Origin of the sequence: Rothia sp. HMSC075F09 (assembly GCF_001810515.1) — a bacterium.
Lineage (GTDB): Bacteria > Actinomycetota > Actinomycetes > Actinomycetales > Micrococcaceae > Rothia.
Genome location: NZ_KV801782.1, coordinates 39,739 through 58,448, shown reverse-complemented (window position 1 = coordinate 58,448; position 18,710 = coordinate 39,739). Strand labels below are relative to the sequence as shown.

The window sequence follows — 18,710 nt, the reverse complement described above, 5'->3', positions numbered from 1 at the left end:
AAAGGCACTCCCCCGAACCTTGCCGGTTCCCGCTCAGACACAAAAAGCATCTGAGGCATCAGGGGAAACGGAAGTACGTTACGAAGGATAGTATCGACGGTCTACATTGAACGACGGGCGAACCTCAACGTAGGACGAACTAATAACGTCCTACTGAGTAACTATAACACCTTCAGTGTCAATTTCAAGGGGAAGAACCCGCCAGTTCAGGCGGCGATCCGCAATAACGCTACTAGGGTGGGTCGCCTCAAACTCGGCAATAGCGTCCTGAACCTGTCGCACCTGCTCATCGCCGCGCGCAAAGATCAAAACGGTCGGGCCAGCACCAGAAATCACCGCCGCAAAACCCTGACCGCGCAGGTACGCAACCAGCGCAGCCGACGGCTCCATCGCGGTCACGCGGTACCCCTGATGCAGGTAATCCACGGTCGCATCCATCAGGTACTCGGGAGCATCAGAGAGAGTGCGCACCAGCAGCGCCGCACGAGCGGAGTTCGCCACCGCCTCAACGTGGGGCATCTCCTCAGGAATCAGCGAACGAGCAAGCTTCGTCGACACCTCATAATCGGGCACAGCCACCACAGGGTGAACATCAGGATGCACCGGAATAATCAAGGTCTTCCAGTTGCCCATCTCACCCCAGGACACCGACAGGTTGCCGTAAATCGCCGGAGCCACGTTATCCGGGTGGCCCTCCATATCGGAGGCGACCTGTAGCATCTGCTCACGGCTCAGACGGTGCTCCTCCGGCAGCAGACCGCTCGCCGCAGCCACACCCGCCACAATAGCCGACGCCGAAGAACCCATACCGCGAGAATGCGGAATCTTGTTATCAGCAATCAGCTTCACCGGCGGCAGTTCATCCAAACCAGCCGCCGCAAAACCAGCCTTCATCGCCTGCAAAACCAGGTGGCTCTCGTCGCGAGGAACATCCGCGCTACCCTCACCGCTGAGCTCAAACTCCAGGCCGGACTCAATACGCTCAACAACCAGCTCATCATAGAAGCCAAGACCCAAACCCATGCTGTCATAGCCGGGACCCAGGTTAGCGCTCGTAGCGGGAACGCGGACCTTAACGGACGCGCCCACCGGAATATCAGAAATATGCAGGGAAGACATGAGAAGAACCTCGCGATCGGTGACGTAATGAGTGAATAGGTGAAAGATACAAAAAGGGCTGTCATGCAGGTGCACCCCGCCCCGAAAAATCGGGACGGAGTGCACAACGTAGTATGAATAGGCTAGTGCAAATCGAGAATATCTGCCACAGCAACCACGTCGAAGGGAGCCTTAGTCGGCTCAACCTTCACGCCGTTCACAGCCTCAAGAGCCCACTGGGGGTCCTTCAGACCGTGACCGGTCACGGTGATGACGATGGTCTTACCCTCGGGAGCTTCACCGGCGCGGTGCTTCTTCAGCAGACCCGCAACACCGGCAGCCGAAGCCGGCTCAACGAAGACACCCTCGCGGGAAGACAGCCAGCGGTGCGCCTCCAGAATCTCCTCATCGGTGACAGCCTCAATCACGCCGCCGGACTCGTCACGAGCAGCTTCAGCCTTCTCCCACGATGCGGGGTTACCGATACGAATCGCGGTCGCAATGGTCTCCGGTGCCTCAATCGGGTGACCAGCAACGATCGGTGCAGCACCAGCAGCCTGGAAACCCCACATGATCGGACGCTTGGTCGCAACAGGCTCCAGAACCTCACCGTCACGGTTGGTGTAAGGCTCAGAGTACTCCTTGTAGCCCTTCCAGTACGCGGTGATGTTACCCGCGTTGCCAACCGGCAGCAGGTGGTAATCGGGAGCGTCACCCAGGGTGTCAACAACCTCGAACGAACCGGTCTTCTGACCCTCAATACGGTAAGGGTTAACCGAGTTCACCAGGAACACCGGGTAGTTCTCGCTGAGCTTGCGAGCAATCTCCAGGCAGTTATCGAAGTTGCCGTCAATCTGAATGATGTCAGCACCGTGAGCAATCGCCTGAGACAGCTTACCCATAGAAATCTTGCCGTCCGGAACCAGCACTGCACAGCGCATACCAGCCTGCAGAGCGTACGCAGCAGCCGAAGCGGAAGTGTTACCGGTCGAAGCACACACAACAGCCTTCGCGCCGTCACGCTTAGCAGCGGTCATCGCGCTGGTCATACCGCGGTCCTTGAACGAACCGGTCGGGTTCATACCCTCAAACTTCAGGTAAACGGTGTTACCGGTCTCAGCAGACAGTGCCGGCGCGTGAATCAGCGGGGTACCGCCCTCGCCCAGGGTCACAGCCTTCACATCGTCTGCGAAAGGCAGACGGTCACGGTACTCATTGATAACGCCCTGCCACACGTGTGCCATTGGCTTCTCCTTCAATCTTGGCGCCCCGCCCGCCGGACCTCCCATAGGTCCGGCGCGGTAGCGGGTACGCGGGTTAGTTAGTGAGCGATGCACCCGCAAGCGAACATCGCACGTTTAGTGAGCGGCGCGTGCCGCACATCAGTTAGCGCTAAGCGCCTAGTGCTTCTCAGTGCCTAGTGCTTCTCGGACTCCACGCGGATGACCGAGTTCACCTCACGCACAGTGTCCAGAGCGTCAATCACAGCAATCGCACGGCGCAAATCAGCGTCCTTCGCAGAGTGGGTGACCATACGAATCTGAGCCACACCCTCCTTCGGGGCGGACTGGCGCAGAGAATCAACAGAAATACCGTGCTCAGTCAGGATGCGGGTAATGTTCGCCAGAACGCCCAGGCGATCCTCCACCAAAACACCCACCGAGTAGCGAGACACCACGTTATCCAGACCGGTTGCGTGCAGCTGCGCGTGAGAAGTCTCCGGAACACCGGGACCACCCAGCACCAGACGACGAGCCAGAGACACGAAGTCACCCAGAACAGCCGAAGCAGTCGGAGCGCCACCCGCACCGGGACCGTAGAACATCAGCTCGCCAGCGTTCTCCGCCTCAACGAACACAGCATTGAACGCACCGTGCACGCCCGCCAGCGGGTGCTGACGAGGAATCAGGGTCGGGTTCACGCGAATGTTCGCGCCGCTCTCACCCTCACGCTCACAAATAGCCAGCAGCTTGATGACGTAACCATCAGCATCCGCGGCAGCAACATCATCAGCGGTGATGGAAGTAATGCCCTCGGTGTGCACGTCATCAATAGTGAACGTCGAGTGGAACGCCAAAGAAGCAACAATCGCAGCCTTCGACGCGGCGTCGTGGCCCTCAACGTCAGCGGTCGGGTCAGCCTCCGCGTAGCCGAGCTTCTGAGCCTCAGCCAGCGCGTCCGAGAAGGATGCGCCGGTGGTGTCCATCTGGTCAAGAATGTAGTTGGTGGTGCCGTTCATGATGCCCAGAACGCGGGTCACACGGTCACCAGCCAGGGAGTCACGCAAGGGGCGCAGAATCGGGATAGCACCCGCAACAGCAGCCTCGTAGGAGAGCTGAGCACCGGACTCATCAGCGGCAGCCTGTAGCTCCACGCCGTGCTTAGCCAGCAGCGCCTTGTTGCCGGAGACCACGGACTTACCCGCCTTCAGAGCACGCAGAATGCGAGTGCGAGCCGGCTCAATACCGCCGGTCAGCTCGATGACCACATCCGCTGCATCGATGAGAGCGTCAGCATCGGTGGTGTACAGCGAGGGGTCCGCATTCCAGTGGCGGGATGCATTAGTATCGCGCACAGCAATACCGATCAACTCCACGGGCGCGCCAATGCGCTTTTCAAGGACAGCGTTATCCTCTACCAGGATGCGAGCAGCCTGGGAACCGACATTACCGGCACCAAGCAGTGCTACTTTGATCTTTTCAGCCACGATAGTCTCTTTCTACGGTCTGTTCCGGGTTCGCCCCGGTATCTCTTCGGGCTAAGGCACGGATGCGGCGCAGAGCACGCACCCAACAACCACTTTATCAAGAGGCGGCGACGGCTCAGCAGCCTCAAGGTGCGACTTTTACTCTCTGAGATGAGGTATCCCTCACAGTTATGAGGTGAACCTTATCGTCTGTCATGTTTTGAACGCACAAAACCGTGAAGACCCCGCCCGCAACCGCCACCTCACGGCGCGCATTGCAGAGACGGGAACTTCACGGTTTTTCATGATGTCAGACAGGGTTCTTAGATATCCGAACCCATATCCAGCGCCAGCATATCCTCCTCGCGCTGACGACGAATCATCACGCGCGAAGGCTTACCCTCAGCAGTGGCAATCACCGGCGGGCGAGTCAAGAAGTTGTAGTTCGAACCCAGCACATAGCAGTACGCGCCGGTCGCCGGAACCGCCAGAATATCGCCAGCCTGCAGGTCAGCAGGCAGGTAGCAGTAACGAACCACCACATCGCCAGACTCGCAGTGCTTACCCACCACGCGAGAGAGCACCTGCTCCCCCGCCGGGGCACGATTAGCCAGAGTCACCGAATAATCCGATTCGTACAGCACCGGGCGGGCGTTATCGCTCATACCGCCATCCACCGAAACGTAGCGGCGCACACGAATCTCGCCGTTCTCGTCCTCAATGCTCACGTTCTTAATGGTGCCGACCGTGTACAGGGTCGCACCCGAAGGACCAGAAATGGAACGGCCCGGCTCGAACGACATGTGCGGAATCGCCATGCCCAGGTGCTCGCAGGTTGCCGCAACGGAAGCGGCAATCGACTCGGTCACCTCGGTAATGGAGCGGGGGTGATCCGCCTCGGTGTAGCCGATGCCGTAGCCGCCACCCAAATCCAGCTCCGGCAGCGTCACACCCAGGTCACGGTTGAGGCGGTTCATGAACTCCAGAGCGGTAGTAGCCGCTTGCTCGAAGCCCTCCGCTTCAAAAATCTGCGAACCAATATGGCAGTGAATACCGCGGAAATCCAGGGAATCGGTCGCGTTCAGAATCGCGGCAGCCAGAGCCGCGTAAGAATCGGTAGACTCAACACCCCAGTGCTCCAGCTCCTCTTCATCCAGACCAGCAAGCGCGGCGGTGCCGGGCTGCAGGGACATGCCGAACTTCTGATCCTCGTGCGCGGTCGCAATGGATTCGTGGGTCGAGGCATGCACGCCGGGGGTGATGCGAATCAGCACCGGAACCGGGGCGTACGGCTCCTCGCCCTCAGCCACACGCTCGGCGGCAAGCTCGGCGTACACGCACTCAATGAGCTTGAGCTCATCCACCGAGTCAGCCACCACACGGCCCAGGCCGTTACGGATCGCGCGGGCAAGCTCAGCCTCCGACTTGTTATTACCGTGCAGGGCGATGTTCGCACCGGGCACCTGTGCGCGCAGAGCCAACGCCAACTCACCACCGGAGGCGGTATCCAGGCACAGGCCTTCCTCGGTCGCCCAGCGCGCCACGGCAGTGGACAGGAACGACTTACCGGCGTAGTAGACGCTCACCTTCGCACCGTGCGCGGCGAAAGCCTGCTCAAAAGCGGTGCGGTAGGCGCGGGCGCGGGCGCGGAAGGTCGTCTCGGAGAAGACGTACTGCGGGGTTTCGTGCTCATCAACCAGGTCGCTGACGGTCACGCCATCAATGCAGAGCTCGCCCTGCTCATTGCGGGTGAAGGAATCAGTCCAGATGGTGCGGGACAGCGCTTCGGGGTGCTCGGGGTAGGTGAGCCATTCGGGGGCGTAGAGGGCGCGGGCTTCGCTCATCGTGTCTCTTTCTTAGCTATCTTTGCCGGCATACGCTCAACCCCCTCCCCGGCAGTACCGGGTCGGGGGTTGAAACGAGAGTATTACATGCGCTCGGGTGCGCTCACACCCAGCAAGTTCAGGCCGTTAGCCAGCACCTGCTGTGCCGCGTTGTTCAGCAGCAGGCGGGTACGGTGCAGGTCGGTGACCTCTTCATCCGCCTTGGGGGCGACGCGGGAGACACCGTACCAGCTGTGGTACGCCGAAGCGAGCTGCTCCAGGTAGCGGTTCACGCGGTGCGGCTCGTAGAACTTCGCGGCATCACGCACAGCAGCGGGGAACTGGCCGAGCACAGCCAGCAGCTCACCGTCAGCAGCCGAGTCGAGCAGGGAGGTATCCACGCCGTCCTCAACCTTCACGCCAGCCTCCGCAGCGTTACGTGCCACAGCGGCGGTACGTGCGTGAGCGTACTGCACGTAGTAGACCGGGTTCTCGTTGCTCTTGGAAGTCAGCAGGCCCAGGTCAATATCGATGGGGGTGTCCACCGAGTAGCGGGTCAGCTCGTAGCGAGCCGCGTCAACGCCCACAGCCTCGACCAGGTCCTCGAGGGTGACCACGGTGCCGGCGCGCTTGGACATGCGGACGGGCTTGCCGTCCTTGACCAGGTTCACCAGCTGACCGATCATGACCTCAATCTGGTCGGCGCGGTAGCCAAGAATCTGAGCGATAGCCTTCAGGCGGCCCACGTAGCCGTTGTGGTCAGCGCCGAGCATGTAGATCGCCACGTCGGCGGGGTTCTCGGCGCGGGTCATCTTGTCCTGGTAGTAGGCGATATCGCCCGCCACGTAGGCGTGGTTGCCGTCAGACTTAATGACCACGCGGTCCTTGTCGTCGCCGTAGTCGGTGGTGCGCATCCACCATGCGCCGTCAGCCTCGAAGAGCTGACCGTTCTCACGCATGGTCTCAAGCAGGGCATCCACCTTGCCGCCTTCGAACACGGAGTTCTCGTGGAAGAACACGTCAAAGTGGGTGCCGAATGCCGCCAGGGACTCCTTAATCTGATCGAACATCAGGTGAGTACCGATTTCGCGGAAAATCTCTTCGGGGTTCTCAGCCTCAAGCGCGTCAGGGCGCTGAGCCAGAATCTGGTCCTTAATGTCAACAATGTACGCGCCAGCGTAGCCGTCCTCGGGAGTCTCCTCACCGCGGGCAGCGGCAATCAGGGAACGCACGAAGCGGTCAATCTGGGTGCCGTGGTCGTTGAAGTAGTACTCGCGCACCACGTTAGCGCCCTCAGCCTCAAGGACGCGGGCGAGCGCATCGCCCACGGCGGCCCAGCGGGTACCACCCAGGTGGATGGGGCCGGTGGGGTTCGCGGAGACGAACTCAAGGTTAATGGTCTTACCGGCGAACTTGTCGCTGCGGCCGTATGCTTCGCCAGCCTCAACGATGGTGGCGGCAAGCTCACCAGCGGCTGCGGCGTCCAGGGTGATGTTCAGGAAGCCGGGGCCAGCAATATCTACGGATGCAACACCGGCGATGGCGCCGATCTTCTCTGCCAGAAGAGCTGCTGCCTCACGCGGGTTCTTGCCCACCTTCTTGGCGAGCTGCAGAGCGACGTTGGTTGCCCAGTCGCCGTGTTCGCGGGACTTGGGGCGCTCCACTCGGACGGCGGGCAGTTCAGCGCCCTCCACGAGGGTCAGCTGGCCGGAGGAAATGGTTTCTTCAAGGGCAAGCGCAATGGCTTCGGAGAGTTCTTCAGGAGTCATAACAAACTATTCTAGCAAGCCTTGGCAGGTGCCTGACCCTTTATCTAGTGCATATCTGATACCATAGGTGGGTTGCCTCTGTAGCTCAGCGGATTAGAGCACCAGTTTCCGGTACTGGGGGTCGAAGGTTCGAATCCTTTCAGGGGCACGATGTTCTTATTCGAGAGGGAACACGGGAGCCGATATCCGAGGCGTATTGTTCGGGTATCGGCTCCTTTTTATTTAACGGCTAAGCCTGGTTGTTGAACATCTTATGCCGGGCAGCACCCTCTTCAACCTCAGAGGGTGGACACTACCCGCCTGCCTGTTGTGGCAACGCTAACAGCCTTGAGAGAATGGGAAAACGCGCACACCCGTCACATCAGCACGGCTTCAAGCCACAACAGCGGAGGTAACCCGATGACCACCATGCGCCAGATTCAGCTCACCGAATGGGGCGACGAAAGCGTTCTGCACGAAGCAAACGTGCCTATCCCCTCGCCGGTGCGCGGTCACGTGCTCATCAAGACGGTTGCCGCCGGTGTCAACCCGATTGACCTAACCACTCGCAAGGGTCTGGGGCCCGCCGCTCAGCTGGCAGATCCGTCGTACAAGCCCTTCGTGCCCGGCTGGGATGTTGCCGGCACCGTGGTTGCTACCGCCGGCGACTACACGGGTTTTAAGGTGGGCGACGGCGTATTTGGTCTTGTTGCTTTTCCCTCCCCCGCCGGTGCTTACGCCGAGTATGTTCTCGCCCCGGCGCATCAGCTGGTGAAGGTGCCCGCCGATGTTCCCTGCGCGCAATTGGGTGGCGCTCCCCTGGCGGCACTGACCGCATACCAGGCGCTCTTCGAAGTGGCGCGATTGAAGGAAGGCGAGCGCGTACTCATTCACGCCGGTGCCGGAGGCGTCGGTCACCTCGCCGTTCAGCTGGCGGCGCAGGCTGGCGCTCAGGTTTTTGCGACCGCCTCCGCGGCGAACCACGAGTTTGTGCGCTCGCTGGGTGCCCAGCCCATTGATTACCGCACCGAGGATTTCCGTGCCGTACTGGGTCAGACCATGGATGTGGTACTCAATTCCACCGGTCAGCAGACCTTCCTCGATTCGCTGGAGGTGTTGGTTCCCGGCGGTCGTATTGTTACCCTGACCAGCCCCGACCCGCTGGATGTTGCGCGTGAGCGCGGCTTCGAGGCGCAGTGGCTGACGGTTCACCCGGACCGCACGCAGATGCAGGAGATTGCCCGTCTCATGTCCTTGGGCCTGTTGAAGGTGCACGTGGATCAGGTGCTTGATTTTTCGCAGGCTGCGCAGGCTCATGCCCTGGTTGCGACGGGTCGCACCCGCGGCAAGATTGTACTGGTTCCCTAGCGAGGTGCTGATTCATGCAGATTTCTGAGAGCGCGCCCACCGTTGAGGTCGCATTGAACGCTGAGGACGCGCCGAATGTAGAGGGTGCACTGACCACTGAGGGCGTGCCAAAGGTTGAGAGCACCGAGTACCGCTCCGGTTTTTACCGCGAGGCGGGCTTTTACGACGCCCACTCGTTACCCGACTACGGTGCGCAGTCGCCGGTAACTCGCGAGGCGTTCGCCTACGATTTCTTCCCCGCGGCTGCTGATTCTTCAACTGCCGAAACTTCAGCTACCGAGCCTTCTTCCCCCGCGCCGTTGCTGGTGTGGGTTCACGGTGGCGCCTGGCGTTTCGGCACCAACCAGGCCCTACGCGACACTATCCTGCGCGCCCCTTCCGGGGAGCAGCCCAATACCCAGGCGCTCATGCGCGCCGCTTTTCAGCAGGCGGGCTGGGCGGTCGCGTCCATCAACTACCGGTATTCGCATCAGGCGCTCTTCCCGGGTGCCCTGCACGATGTGAAGGAGGCGGTGCGTTTCTTCCGCGCCAACGCGCACGAATTCGGTATTGATCCGCAGCGCATTGCGGTAGCGGGCGGAAGCGCGGGCGGGCACCTGAGCATGATGGTTGCGTATACGGGAAATTCCTCCGTTGAGAATTCCGCCGCCGGTAACTCTGTATTTGGGGATTCTGCGAGTGCACCCGAACACGCCGAGCACGACGAATACTTCGAGGGCAGGGCGGCGAGCGCCTACCCATCCCATAGTTCACGGGTGGTTGCGGCGGCTTCGTTTTACGGGGTCAGCGATTTGAGGACCATCTTCACCGATCGTCCTCTGGCTGGCTATGCCCTCGATCATCCCGAGGATGACGGGGCTGAATGGCGACTGTTGGGAAGCACCCACCCCGTACCCTCAGATCTGTCGGCTGTCGACGCTTCCAAGGGAGAGCGGGCGGTTCCGGGTGTCTGCATCGAGCGTGCCCAAAAGAACTGGGAGCGTGCGCATCCTATTGATGCGGTACGCCCCCAGAAACGAGTGAATAAGGTCGAAAGTGCCTCTGCACAGGGTGCGAGCGGCGGTGCCACTGCCCTCATGCTCGTGCACGGTATTAGTGATTCGTGTGTGCCGTACCAGCAATCGGTGCGGGTGTATCAGGCGCTGCGCACGCGGCAGGTGCCTACCGATTTGGTGCTGGTTCCGGATGCCGAACACGGGGATTCGCGCTGTTTTAGCCCCGATATTGTTCAGCAGATGCTGCAGTTCTTCAACCGTACTGTTTAGTTCAACCGCGCTTTCTAGAACCGCGCTGTCTGAACCGTATTGTCTGACCCGAGTGATTGATCAGAAAGTAATCGACCAGATGCGGGTTTAGCGAACGCGGCGGTTCACGTATTCGTGCTCAAGGCGGTAGCGTTCGAGGTCGTCAAAAGCAACGCGACGGTGCGTGTTAATGCGCTCGAACGGAATATCTCCGCGCTCCAGCAGGCGAACAACGGTCGGGCGGGATACGCCCAGGTAGTCTGCCGCCTCCTGCGTGGTCATGAGGCGGTCCTGGCGTACCACGCAGACGTCCTTACGGTCGGCGAATGCGCGCGCTACGGAGGTGAGGGGTCCGTACATTTCGGGAGAAATCTGTACGCGCTCGCCGTCGCCGGTGACCAGGTAGAGGGTTTCTTCGGCGCTGAGGCGGTCGAAGTGGGTGCGCAGACTCGCGTGAACGAGGGCTTGGAAGAGTTCTTCGCAGCGGTGGTGAATTTCTTCGTGCTGTCCGTCTTCGCAGCAATCCAACACTGCAACACGTGTTGCCGGGTACGTCTTTGGTGATGGCATAGTCACTCCTTCGTTACTGTGTTATTCACCACTGTAGCAGTTGAACGAAACTATCGAAAGAAAGTTAAGAAGCGCAGTTAATTCGCATCTACGGTGCATAAAATTCAGATGAATAATTATTAATTCTGTAGATAGCATTTGATGTCATTTATTATACATTAACTGCTCTCCTGGGGCCTGTATTCCCCCGCCGCCCACCCCGGGGTTCCCGCGAACAACCCCAAATATGACAAACAAAGCACACCCCAAGCCCACCGCGGGCAAGGCGAGTACACTGGATAGGATATGTCTGAGCAGAAATCCACGAAGAAACACGCAGATACTTCTAAGGCCCCCCGCACCGCCCCCACCATGGCGAGCATGGCCGCCGCAATCCATGCGGCAAAGGTACGATCCTCCGAAAAAATCGGTGAAAAAACCGCAGATAAAACTACTGAGAACAACGCGGTAAAAAACGGCGCACAGAAGAGCGGCGCCCCAAAGAAGGGCGCACAGAAGAACAGTGCCCAGAAGAATAACGCAGACCGCAAGAACTCCTCCCGCGGCGCCTCCGAACGCAACTCCAACGCCTCCCGCTCCAACCGACGCGCAGGCGCCAACAACCGCGCCCGCAAGCAGGGCAACCAGCAGGGCGGCAACAAGGGCGAGCAGCAGAACCGCCCGGCACCGCGCCGCTACGAGCCCTTCATTCCCGAGGTCATCACCTACCCTGAAGAGCTGCCCGTCAGCGAACGTCGCGAAGACATCATGAACGCGATCCGCGACAACCAGGTTGTCATCATCGCGGGTGAAACCGGCTCCGGTAAAACCACCCAGATCCCCAAAATGTGCCTCGACCTGGGCCTGGGAGAGAAGGGTCTCATCGGCCACACCCAGCCGCGCCGACTCGCCGCACGCTCCGTCGCCGAACGCATCGCCGAAGAACTCGGCCAGAAAATCGGCGAAACCGTCGGCTACCAGGTTCGATTCACCTCTGAAGTAGGCGAACACAGCGCTATCAAGCTCATGACCGACGGCATTCTGCTCGCCGAAATCCAGAACGACAAGCTGCTGCGCCGCTACTCCACCCTCATCATTGACGAGGCGCACGAACGCAGCCTGAACATTGACTTCATCCTCGGCTACCTCAAGCGCATCCTGCCGCAGCGCCCGGATCTGAAGGTCATCATCACCTCCGCGACCATCGACCCGGAGCGTTTCGCACGCCACTTCTCCCCCAGCTACGTGCCGGGCAAGGGCATCGTCGACGAAAACCTCAACGCCGAAGAACGCGAAATCGCCGAGGCGATCCTGCCCGACGACGCGCCGCCCATCATTGAGGTGTCCGGCCGAACCTACCCCGTGGAAATCCGCTACCGCCCGCTCGACGAGGAAGACTACCTCAGCGACGACGAAATCGAAGACGACCACGATCCCACCGATGGCATCCTCGACGCCATTAAGGAACTCTCCAAAGAAGCGCCCGGCGACATCCTCATCTTCTTCTCCGGCGAACGCGAAATCCGCGACGCCAAGGACGCCATCGAGGCGATGGTCCTCAAGTCGCCGCGCCTGAACTACGAAGTGCTGCCCCTGTACGCGCGCCTCTCGCTCGCCGAACAGCACCGCGTGTTCTCCCCCGGATCGCGCCCGCGCATCGTGCTCGCCACGAACGTTGCCGAAACCTCGCTGACCGTGCCCGGCATCAAGTACGTCATCGACACCGGCACCGCACGCATCTCCCGCTACTCGGCACGCACCAAGGTGCAGCGTCTGCCCATCGAACGCATCTCGCAGGCAAGCGCCAACCAGCGTTCCGGTCGATGCGGCCGCGTCAGCGACGGCATCGCAATCCGCCTCTACTCCGAAGAAGACTTCAACTCACGCCCCGAGTTCACCGACCCCGAAATTCTACGCACCAACCTCGCAGCCGTCATCCTGCAGATGATCGCAATCGGCGTGGTCCGCGAACCCGGCGACATCTCCCGCTTCCCGTTCGTGCAGCCGCCCGCATCCCGCGCCATCAACGACGGCGTGAACCTGCTGCGCGAACTCGGCGCGCTCACCGAACGCCCCCGCCAGCCCCGCAAGGGCCGCGGCAATAGCGCAACCCTCACCGCCATCGGCCGAGCCATGGCGGCATTCCCCGTGGACCCGCGCCTCGCCCGCATGATCATCGAAGGCGGCCGCCGCAACTGCGCCAAGGAAATGATGGTGCTCGCCGCCGCCCTGACCATCCAGGACCCGCGCGAACGCCCCGCCGACGTGCGCGCCGAAGCCGACGCGATGCACGCCCGCTTCGTCGACGACACCTCCGACTTCTCCTCCTTCCTGTTGCTCTGGGACTACATCAACGAGCAGCAGGCGGCGCTGTCCTCCTCGCAGCTACGCAAAATGTGCCACCGCGAACACATCAACTACCTGCGCATCCGCGAATGGCAGGACCTCTTCGCCCAGCTGCGCGAAATGGGACGCACCGCCAACATTCACGCCAGCGGCGGCAGGGACATCAACGCCTCCGCCCACGAAATCGACATCCACAAGAGCCTGCTCTCCGGCCTGCTCTCGCACGTGGGCGTCAAGGAAGAACGCGAGAAGGACTCCAAGGGACGCAACCGCGGCCCCCGCGAATACCTCGGCGCACGCGGCACCAAGTTCGCGATCTTCCCCGGCTCCGGCCTGTTCAAAAAGAGCCCCGACTGGGTGCTCTCCGCCGAACTCGTCGAAACCTCCCGCCTGTGGGCGCGCACCAACGCCTCCATCGACCCGCAGTGGATCGAAGAAATCGGCAAGCACCTCATCAGCGTGCAATACTCCGAACCGCACTGGTCCCTCAGCTCCGGCGCGGCAGTCGCCTACGCCAAGGGCACCCTCTTCGGTCTGACCATCTACGCCGACCGCCCCGTACAGTACGCCCGCGTAGACGCCGCCGCAGCCCGCGAACTGTTCATCCAGTCCGCCCTCGTCGAAGGCCAATGGCACACCCAGCACAAGTTCTACCTGCGCAACCAGCGCGCCCTCGCCGAAGTCGAAGAACTCGAAGCACGCCTACGCCGCCGCGACCTGCGCGTAGACGACTCCGTACTCTTCGCCTTCTACGACGCACGCATCCCCGCCCACGTCACCGACGTGCGCGCCTTCGACAAGTGGTGGAAGCAGGCACGTCTTGAAGACGACAACTACCTGGACTTCAACCCCGAAAAGCTCATCAACGAGGAAGCTGCCGACTACGACGACTCCCAGTTCCCCCGCCAGTGGGTGCAGCGCACCGACAGCGGCGAACTCACCCTGGACCTGCGCTACGAATACGCCCCCACCGCAGGTGTAGGAGGCGCCCGCACCGAAGCCGCCAAGCGCGACGGTGTGGCCGTGCAGGTGCCGATTCTCTTCCTCAACCAGCTGAGCCACGAACCGTTCCGCTGGCAGATCCCCGGCCTGCGCCACGAGCTCGTGACCGCGCTCATCAAGTCGCTGCCCAAGGCGATTCGACGCAACTTCGTGCCCGCACCCGACGTGGCGCGCGCCGCCTGCGCCGCCCTCGAGGAAGACTACTCCCCCGCAACCGACGAGCTGCTCCCCTCCCTCGCGCTCGTACTGCGCCGCCTGCGCGGCGTGGTCGTCGAACCCGAAGCCTTCAACTGGGACGCCGTGCCCGAGCACCTGAAGATGGGCTTCCAGGTGCGCAACACCCGCAACAAAATCCTGGGTGAGGGCAAGGACCTGCGAGCCCTGCAGCAGCAGCTACACAAGGAGATTCGCAGCGCCCTCGCCGACTCGCTCGGCGCATCCGACGAGGCCATGGCGAAGATGGTTGCGCTCGCGCAGGGTGGATCAGGCAACTCAGGCGGCTCGGGCAACTCGGGTGGCTCCGCTCGTCCGGGCAGCGCAAAGGGCGCGAAGAACCCGGCGAAGGGCACCCAGGCCGAGGCGGGTGCATCCGGCGGAGTACGCGAGGTCACCGGCCTCACTGCCTTCCCCGCCGACATGTTCCCGGACGGAGCCATCCCCCGCAAGGCACAGCGCATCATCGCGACCCAGGCGGTTAACGGCTACCCCGCCCTCGTCGACGAAGAAACCAGCGTAGGTCTGCGAATCTTCCCCACCGAAGCAGAGCAGCTGCACGCGCAGCGTCGCGGCATCATCCGCCTGCTCCAACTGCAGGTGCCCTCGCCCGTGCGCTACGTGAGCGAACACCTCTCCCACAAGGAGAAAATCGTCTTCACGCAGAACCCGCACGGCTCCATCGACGAACTCATTCGCGACTGCACCGTCGCGGCGCTCGACCACCTCGTGCCGCACACCCCCATCTTCACGCACGCCGAATACAGCGAACTCTACGAGCACGTGCGCGCCGAACTCATCGAGACGGTCTTCGACGTGACCAAGCTCGTCGCCGAAATCCTCTCCGAAGCCACCGCGCTGAAGAAGGCTATCAAGAAGGCAACCTCGCTGACGACCATGCACGCCGTCTCCGACGTGAAGGCACAGATGGAGAACCTCGTCTACCCCGGATTCGTGGCGAAAACCGGCTACGACCAGCTGGTTCACATCCCGCGCTACCTCAAGGCCGCCCAGGTGCGCCTGACGAAGCTCGGCCCGAACCTGCACCGCGACAACCAGCTCATGCTCACCGTGCAGGACCTGGAAGACTCCTACGATAACGCGGTCAAGTCGCTACCGGCAGGCACCATCGTGCCGGATTCGCTCCGCCGCGTGAACTGGATGATTGAGGAGCTGCGCGTCAGCTTCTTCGCCCAGGAACTTGGTACCGCCTACACGGTGTCTGAGAAGCGCATTGCGAAGGCTCAGCGTGAGGCGCTGGACGCTATCAAGCGTTAGCTTGTGAGCTTGCGGACGGCGGTGTTCGTCCTCGCTCCTACTCAGGTGTAGGTGCGCCGCATGTTTCCTCCGCGCATACGCAGGGGCACCCGTCACCCGGACGCTCCGTCCTCTCCTTGCTTCGCTGCGGAGAGCGTCCGGGGTGACACCCTGAGGGCGCTTCCGGAAAACACGGCTGCACCTGCAGCACAAGCAAAGAGCCCCCACACGAGGTAATCGTGTGGGGGCTCTTTGCCGTTCACAGCGCAAGCTAAGCCGGGAACCTAGCGCGGAAAGGCGGTGTCGTCCGTAGCGACATCAGGGTGCCCGAGCTCTGCGAGGGCGGGTGCCCCTGTAGGAGCGAGGACGAACACCGCCTCTCAGCGGGAGAAGCGTTTAGGCAGCCGCCTCGCAGAAAGTCACCGTCACCGAACCGTTACCGCGCTCGCGCATCCACTGCGGCGCGTTCTCAGCCGAAACAATCGCACCCTCACTCACGGACGGTGCAATGTACGAGCCGCCTGCGCCACCTGCGCCGCCCTGCATCGTGTAGCCGATACCCTGACGCACGCCGGTCGGGCTGTTCAGCCACTTCTGAGTCAGCACAATCGAGGAGACAGGCTGTGCCGCACCGGAACCGCCACCACCGTAGCCTGCACCGCCACCGCCGGACACCACGGACTGGTAGCCGTTGAAGTTCTGCGCGTACGCACCCTCGTCGTTGTAGATGTCCAGATCCCAGCTGCGGTCCTCGTAGGTGCCCTTCTCGTGCACGCTGGCGGGGTTCTCATCCAGCTGGTAGGAGTATGCGCCCGCACCATCGCCGCCGTTGCCCGCGAAGCCGCTCGTGCCCGCGTTACCGGCAACAAACTGGCTGAATAGCACCTGGTTGTTGGTGGTTTCAAAGCCGATGATGGGGCCGCTAGCCGGCAGAGTGCCTGCCGCGCCGCCTGCACCGCCTATACCCGCTGCGCCGCCGAAGCCGGAGTTGTAGGTCAGGACCTTGGAACGTTCCGCATTGTAGACTTCGTAGCCGGGGGTGCCGTTGGAGCCCGCCGCTGCGGAGGCGCTACCCGCCGCATCGAACTGCGGGGATGCGTCCGAGCCGAGGGGCGCCACACCGGCGTCGATCTGGCCGTTGAAGTTGGAGTACCAGGGGTCTGCGTAGGACACGGCGGAGGTGGTCATGCCCGCGCCGCCACCGCCGCCTGCTACAGCTACGACGACGCCGTCGATGAGCAGCGCGGAGGAGCCGCCGCCGGATGCAGCGTACACCTGGCTCTTGGAGTTTGCCGGGTCCGCATACTTGGCGTCGACCTGCGCGGTGATGGTGGCGGGGATGGTGTAGGCGGGTACGGAGCCGCCGTTGCCGTATCCTTCACCACCTGCGGTGGGGGTGAGGGAGCCGTCACCGATACCGCCTGCCGCGGCGATAATCTGCACGGTGGAGCCGGGAGTGACGGGGACGATGCCGCTGACCTTCGCGCCGGAGCCAGCGGGGGTCATGCGGTTGTTGGTGCCGCCTGCGCCGCCGACCAGTTCGAAGCGGAGCTTGTGGACGTTGTTGGGCACGGCGAAGCTCTGAACGGTTTTGGCGCCTTCTTCGGTACCGGAGATGCTGTATGCCGGGTATGCGGCGAGGGTGCAGTCTGCGGCGACGGATGCTGCGTAGGAGGGGATGGTTGCGGAGGCGGCGACGACGGGTGCCGCCCAGGCTGCACCGGCGACGAGCTTGCGGCGGGTCAGAGATGTAGACATGGTATGCCCTTTATTCGGGTGGGGTGATGTGTTTGCGGCGCGGCGATATTTGATTCCAAACAAGCCTCGAATTGCTTGCTGTGGAAAGAAAATCGGCGCCGCTCAAAAGAATACCCTGAACCTCAGCTTTAACGTAAATTTCACCGATTATCGCTCAGTGGATCTATGCGAGCCGCAGGTTCCGTCCGCGCACGCAACGCCAGCAGAGGGTCTGCAGGTTTTCGGGCTCGTTGTTACCGCCTTCGGATAGCGGGACCTTGTGAACGACCTCGAGGATGAGGATTCGTTCACGCATGATAGAGTTGCCGCATCCGGGGTTTTGGCAGGTGTAGTTGTCGCGTTCTTTGATGCGTTGGCGTAGCTGCGCGGTCAGGAGGGTGCGTTCGCCGCCTTCGGGCCATGCCCAGCGTATTTTGCGTTCGAGGGTTTCGGAAAGCGCGTCGAGGGTTGGGGTGTCGAGGGTGACGGTGACAGCGCGGTTTTCTTTGCCTCCGATCGAGGTGTATTCGAAGCGGTAGACGGGGTACGGCACGGTCAGCCCCACGTGGCAGACGTTGAGTTTGTTCCAGAACTCGTCGGCGTAGTTCTTGGTGATAAATTGGGGCGGGCTGATATGTGCAATCATGTCCTCTTCGCGGCGTCGCACGTTGTCGATTGCGGTTTCGAGGCGCGCGATATCGTCGGAGAGGCGCTGTACGTCTTTGAGGGTTTGCAGGTCGGCTTCGATGTGGAAGTATTTGGTGAGGCTGCCGATGGGGTCCCGTTCGGCTTCGAGAACGACCTGTTGGGAGGAGTTATAGACGTGCGGGTGGCGTTCTTCGGGTTTCTTCCGCAGTAGCGTCTGCCAGGTTTTGGGTTGTTGAACTTCGACGGTGGCGAGGTGGCCATACATGCCGTTGGTGGAGGTGCCGAGTTCGAAGATTCCGTGGGTGTAGATGTCGTGCACGTAGCTGGCGACTTCGTTGTATTCGCTGGCGAGTGTGGCGGTGCGTTGCCGGTGCGTCTGGAATTCGGGGGATGCGAAGTACCGGTTTTTGCGGATGGTCAGGATGATGCCCACGATGACTACGATGATGACGACGCCGAGGATGACGTACCAGAGGGAGAAGGCGAGGCATACGGCGAAGAAGATGCCGAGCCCTTTGAGGAAGGATTTCACGGGTGTTCCTTTGCGATACGGCGGTGTATCTGTGAGTGATAGATTTCCTCCATTAGGGTATCGGAGGTAGGCTCGGTGCGCAAAGCATTTGGTCACGTCAGTGAGCTATTGAAAGGATTGGCGGGCAGACTACACCTTCCGGATGCGCCCTCAGGGTGCCCGAAGCGGAGCGAGGGCGGGTCCCCTGCGACGGCGCGGAGGACGTGTGTAAGATGCACGCCCTACAAATGTAGACTCGGCGGAGCCAGCAAAAGATTGAGAAGGCGACAGCCCCCTCCCCTTCCAGTTCGTTATGCCGGTATCGCGCACCCAAGCCCTGCACTTACTGAACCGGGGTCGAGTGTTTTACCTACGAGGAGAGGGATGGTGTCCTCCATCGTGACATCGGGGACGCGGAGCGGGGCGAGCGTATTTTCCGGAAGCGCCCTCAGGGTGCCCGAAGCGAAGCGAGGGCGGGTT

The 18,710-nt window shown here is 61.6% G+C and carries 11 protein-coding genes and 1 tRNA gene; 4 read left to right on the top strand and 8 right to left on the bottom strand.

The genetic code is table 11. The features are described 5' to 3' along the window. Window positions 1-150: 150 nt before the first annotated feature. The 5 genes from thrB to argS all read right to left on the bottom strand — a co-directional run bounded on the left by thrB (window position 151) and on the right by argS (window position 7,376). Entirely contained in the window at window positions 151-1,119 is a 969-nt protein-coding gene (gene thrB, locus HMPREF2749_RS03770) for a homoserine kinase (RefSeq protein ID WP_070593477.1), read from the bottom strand. 122 nt (window positions 1,120-1,241) lie between these two features. Next, on the bottom strand, window positions 1,242-2,342 hold the full coding sequence (gene thrC, locus HMPREF2749_RS03765) for a threonine synthase (protein ID WP_005506488.1): 1,101 nt from the start codon (window positions 2,340-2,342) through the stop codon (window positions 1,242-1,244). A 173-nt stretch (window positions 2,343-2,515) separates the two neighbouring features. Continuing rightward, on the bottom strand, window positions 2,516-3,805 hold the full coding sequence (locus HMPREF2749_RS03760) for a homoserine dehydrogenase (protein ID WP_049347501.1): 1,290 nt from the start codon (window positions 3,803-3,805) through the stop codon (window positions 2,516-2,518). Window positions 3,806-4,107: 302 nt separating this feature from the next. Further along, window positions 4,108-5,628: a diaminopimelate decarboxylase family protein gene (locus HMPREF2749_RS03755; RefSeq protein WP_070593476.1), complete on the bottom strand. Its 1,521-nt coding sequence runs from the start codon at window positions 5,626-5,628 to the stop codon at window positions 4,108-4,110. Window positions 5,629-5,711: 83 nt separating this feature from the next. Next, complete coding sequence (gene argS, locus HMPREF2749_RS03750; RefSeq protein WP_070593475.1) at window positions 5,712-7,376, bottom strand: arginine--tRNA ligase; 1,665 nt, start codon at window positions 7,374-7,376, stop codon at window positions 5,712-5,714. A 74-nt stretch (window positions 7,377-7,450) separates the two neighbouring features. On the opposite strand from argS, the gene HMPREF2749_RS03745 reads away from it, so the two are divergent. From HMPREF2749_RS03745 to HMPREF2749_RS03735, 3 genes are all read left to right on the top strand, one after another. Then, a tRNA-Arg gene (locus HMPREF2749_RS03745) sits at window positions 7,451-7,524 on the top strand. A 251-nt stretch (window positions 7,525-7,775) separates the two neighbouring features. Then, a complete protein-coding gene (locus tag HMPREF2749_RS03740; RefSeq protein WP_070593474.1) occupies window positions 7,776-8,723 on the top strand; it encodes an NADP-dependent oxidoreductase in 948 nt (315 codons plus the stop codon). A gap of 14 nt (window positions 8,724-8,737) precedes the next feature. Next, complete coding sequence (locus HMPREF2749_RS03735; RefSeq protein ID WP_070593473.1) at window positions 8,738-9,988, top strand: alpha/beta hydrolase family protein; 1,251 nt, start codon at window positions 8,738-8,740, stop codon at window positions 9,986-9,988. Window positions 9,989-10,075: 87 nt separating this feature from the next. Here the strand turns inward: HMPREF2749_RS03735 and HMPREF2749_RS03730 are convergent, their stop codons facing one another. Beyond that, window positions 10,076-10,537, bottom strand: a complete 462-nt coding sequence (locus HMPREF2749_RS03730) for a helix-turn-helix domain-containing protein (RefSeq protein ID WP_005506503.1) — start codon at window positions 10,535-10,537, stop codon at window positions 10,076-10,078. Window positions 10,538-10,822: 285 nt separating this feature from the next. On the opposite strand from HMPREF2749_RS03730, the gene hrpA reads away from it, so the two are divergent. After that, entirely contained in the window at window positions 10,823-15,355 is a 4,533-nt protein-coding gene (gene hrpA, locus HMPREF2749_RS03725; RefSeq protein ID WP_070593472.1) for an ATP-dependent RNA helicase HrpA, read from the top strand. A 375-nt stretch (window positions 15,356-15,730) separates the two neighbouring features. Here hrpA and HMPREF2749_RS03720 read toward each other — a convergent pair whose 3' ends face one another. Both HMPREF2749_RS03720 and HMPREF2749_RS03715 read right to left on the bottom strand, forming a co-directional pair. Next, window positions 15,731-17,092 (bottom strand): hypothetical protein, encoded by a 1,362-nt coding sequence (locus HMPREF2749_RS03720; RefSeq protein WP_070593471.1) that lies wholly within the window; start codon window positions 17,090-17,092, stop codon window positions 15,731-15,733. 163 nt (window positions 17,093-17,255) lie between these two features. Next, a complete protein-coding gene (locus tag HMPREF2749_RS03715) occupies window positions 17,256-18,251 on the bottom strand; it encodes an HNH endonuclease (protein WP_070593470.1) in 996 nt (331 codons plus the stop codon). Between the last annotated feature and the right edge of the window lie 459 nt (window positions 18,252-18,710).

Excerpts from the sequence above, each read along its gene's own strand:
- thrB (WP_070593477.1), bottom strand. The coding sequence starts at position 1,119 with ATGTCTTCCCTGCATATTTCTGATATTCCGGTGGGCGCGTCCGTTAAG.
- thrC (WP_005506488.1), bottom strand. The coding sequence starts at position 2,342 with ATGGCACACGTGTGGCAGGGCGTTATCAATGAGTACCGTGACCGTCTG.
- HMPREF2749_RS03755 (WP_070593476.1), bottom strand. The coding sequence starts at position 5,628 with ATGAGCGAAGCCCGCGCCCTCTACGCCCCCGAATGGCTCACCTACCCC.
- argS (WP_070593475.1), bottom strand. The coding sequence starts at position 7,376 with ATGACTCCTGAAGAACTCTCCGAAGCCATTGCGCTTGCCCTTGAAGAA.
- HMPREF2749_RS03740 (WP_070593474.1), top strand. The coding sequence starts at position 7,776 with ATGACCACCATGCGCCAGATTCAGCTCACCGAATGGGGCGACGAAAGC.
- HMPREF2749_RS03735 (WP_070593473.1), top strand. The coding sequence starts at position 8,738 with ATGCAGATTTCTGAGAGCGCGCCCACCGTTGAGGTCGCATTGAACGCT.
- HMPREF2749_RS03730 (WP_005506503.1), bottom strand. The coding sequence starts at position 10,537 with ATGCCATCACCAAAGACGTACCCGGCAACACGTGTTGCAGTGTTGGAT.
- hrpA (WP_070593472.1), top strand. The coding sequence starts at position 10,823 with ATGTCTGAGCAGAAATCCACGAAGAAACACGCAGATACTTCTAAGGCC.
- HMPREF2749_RS03720 (WP_070593471.1), bottom strand. The coding sequence starts at position 17,092 with ATGTCTACATCTCTGACCCGCCGCAAGCTCGTCGCCGGTGCAGCCTGG.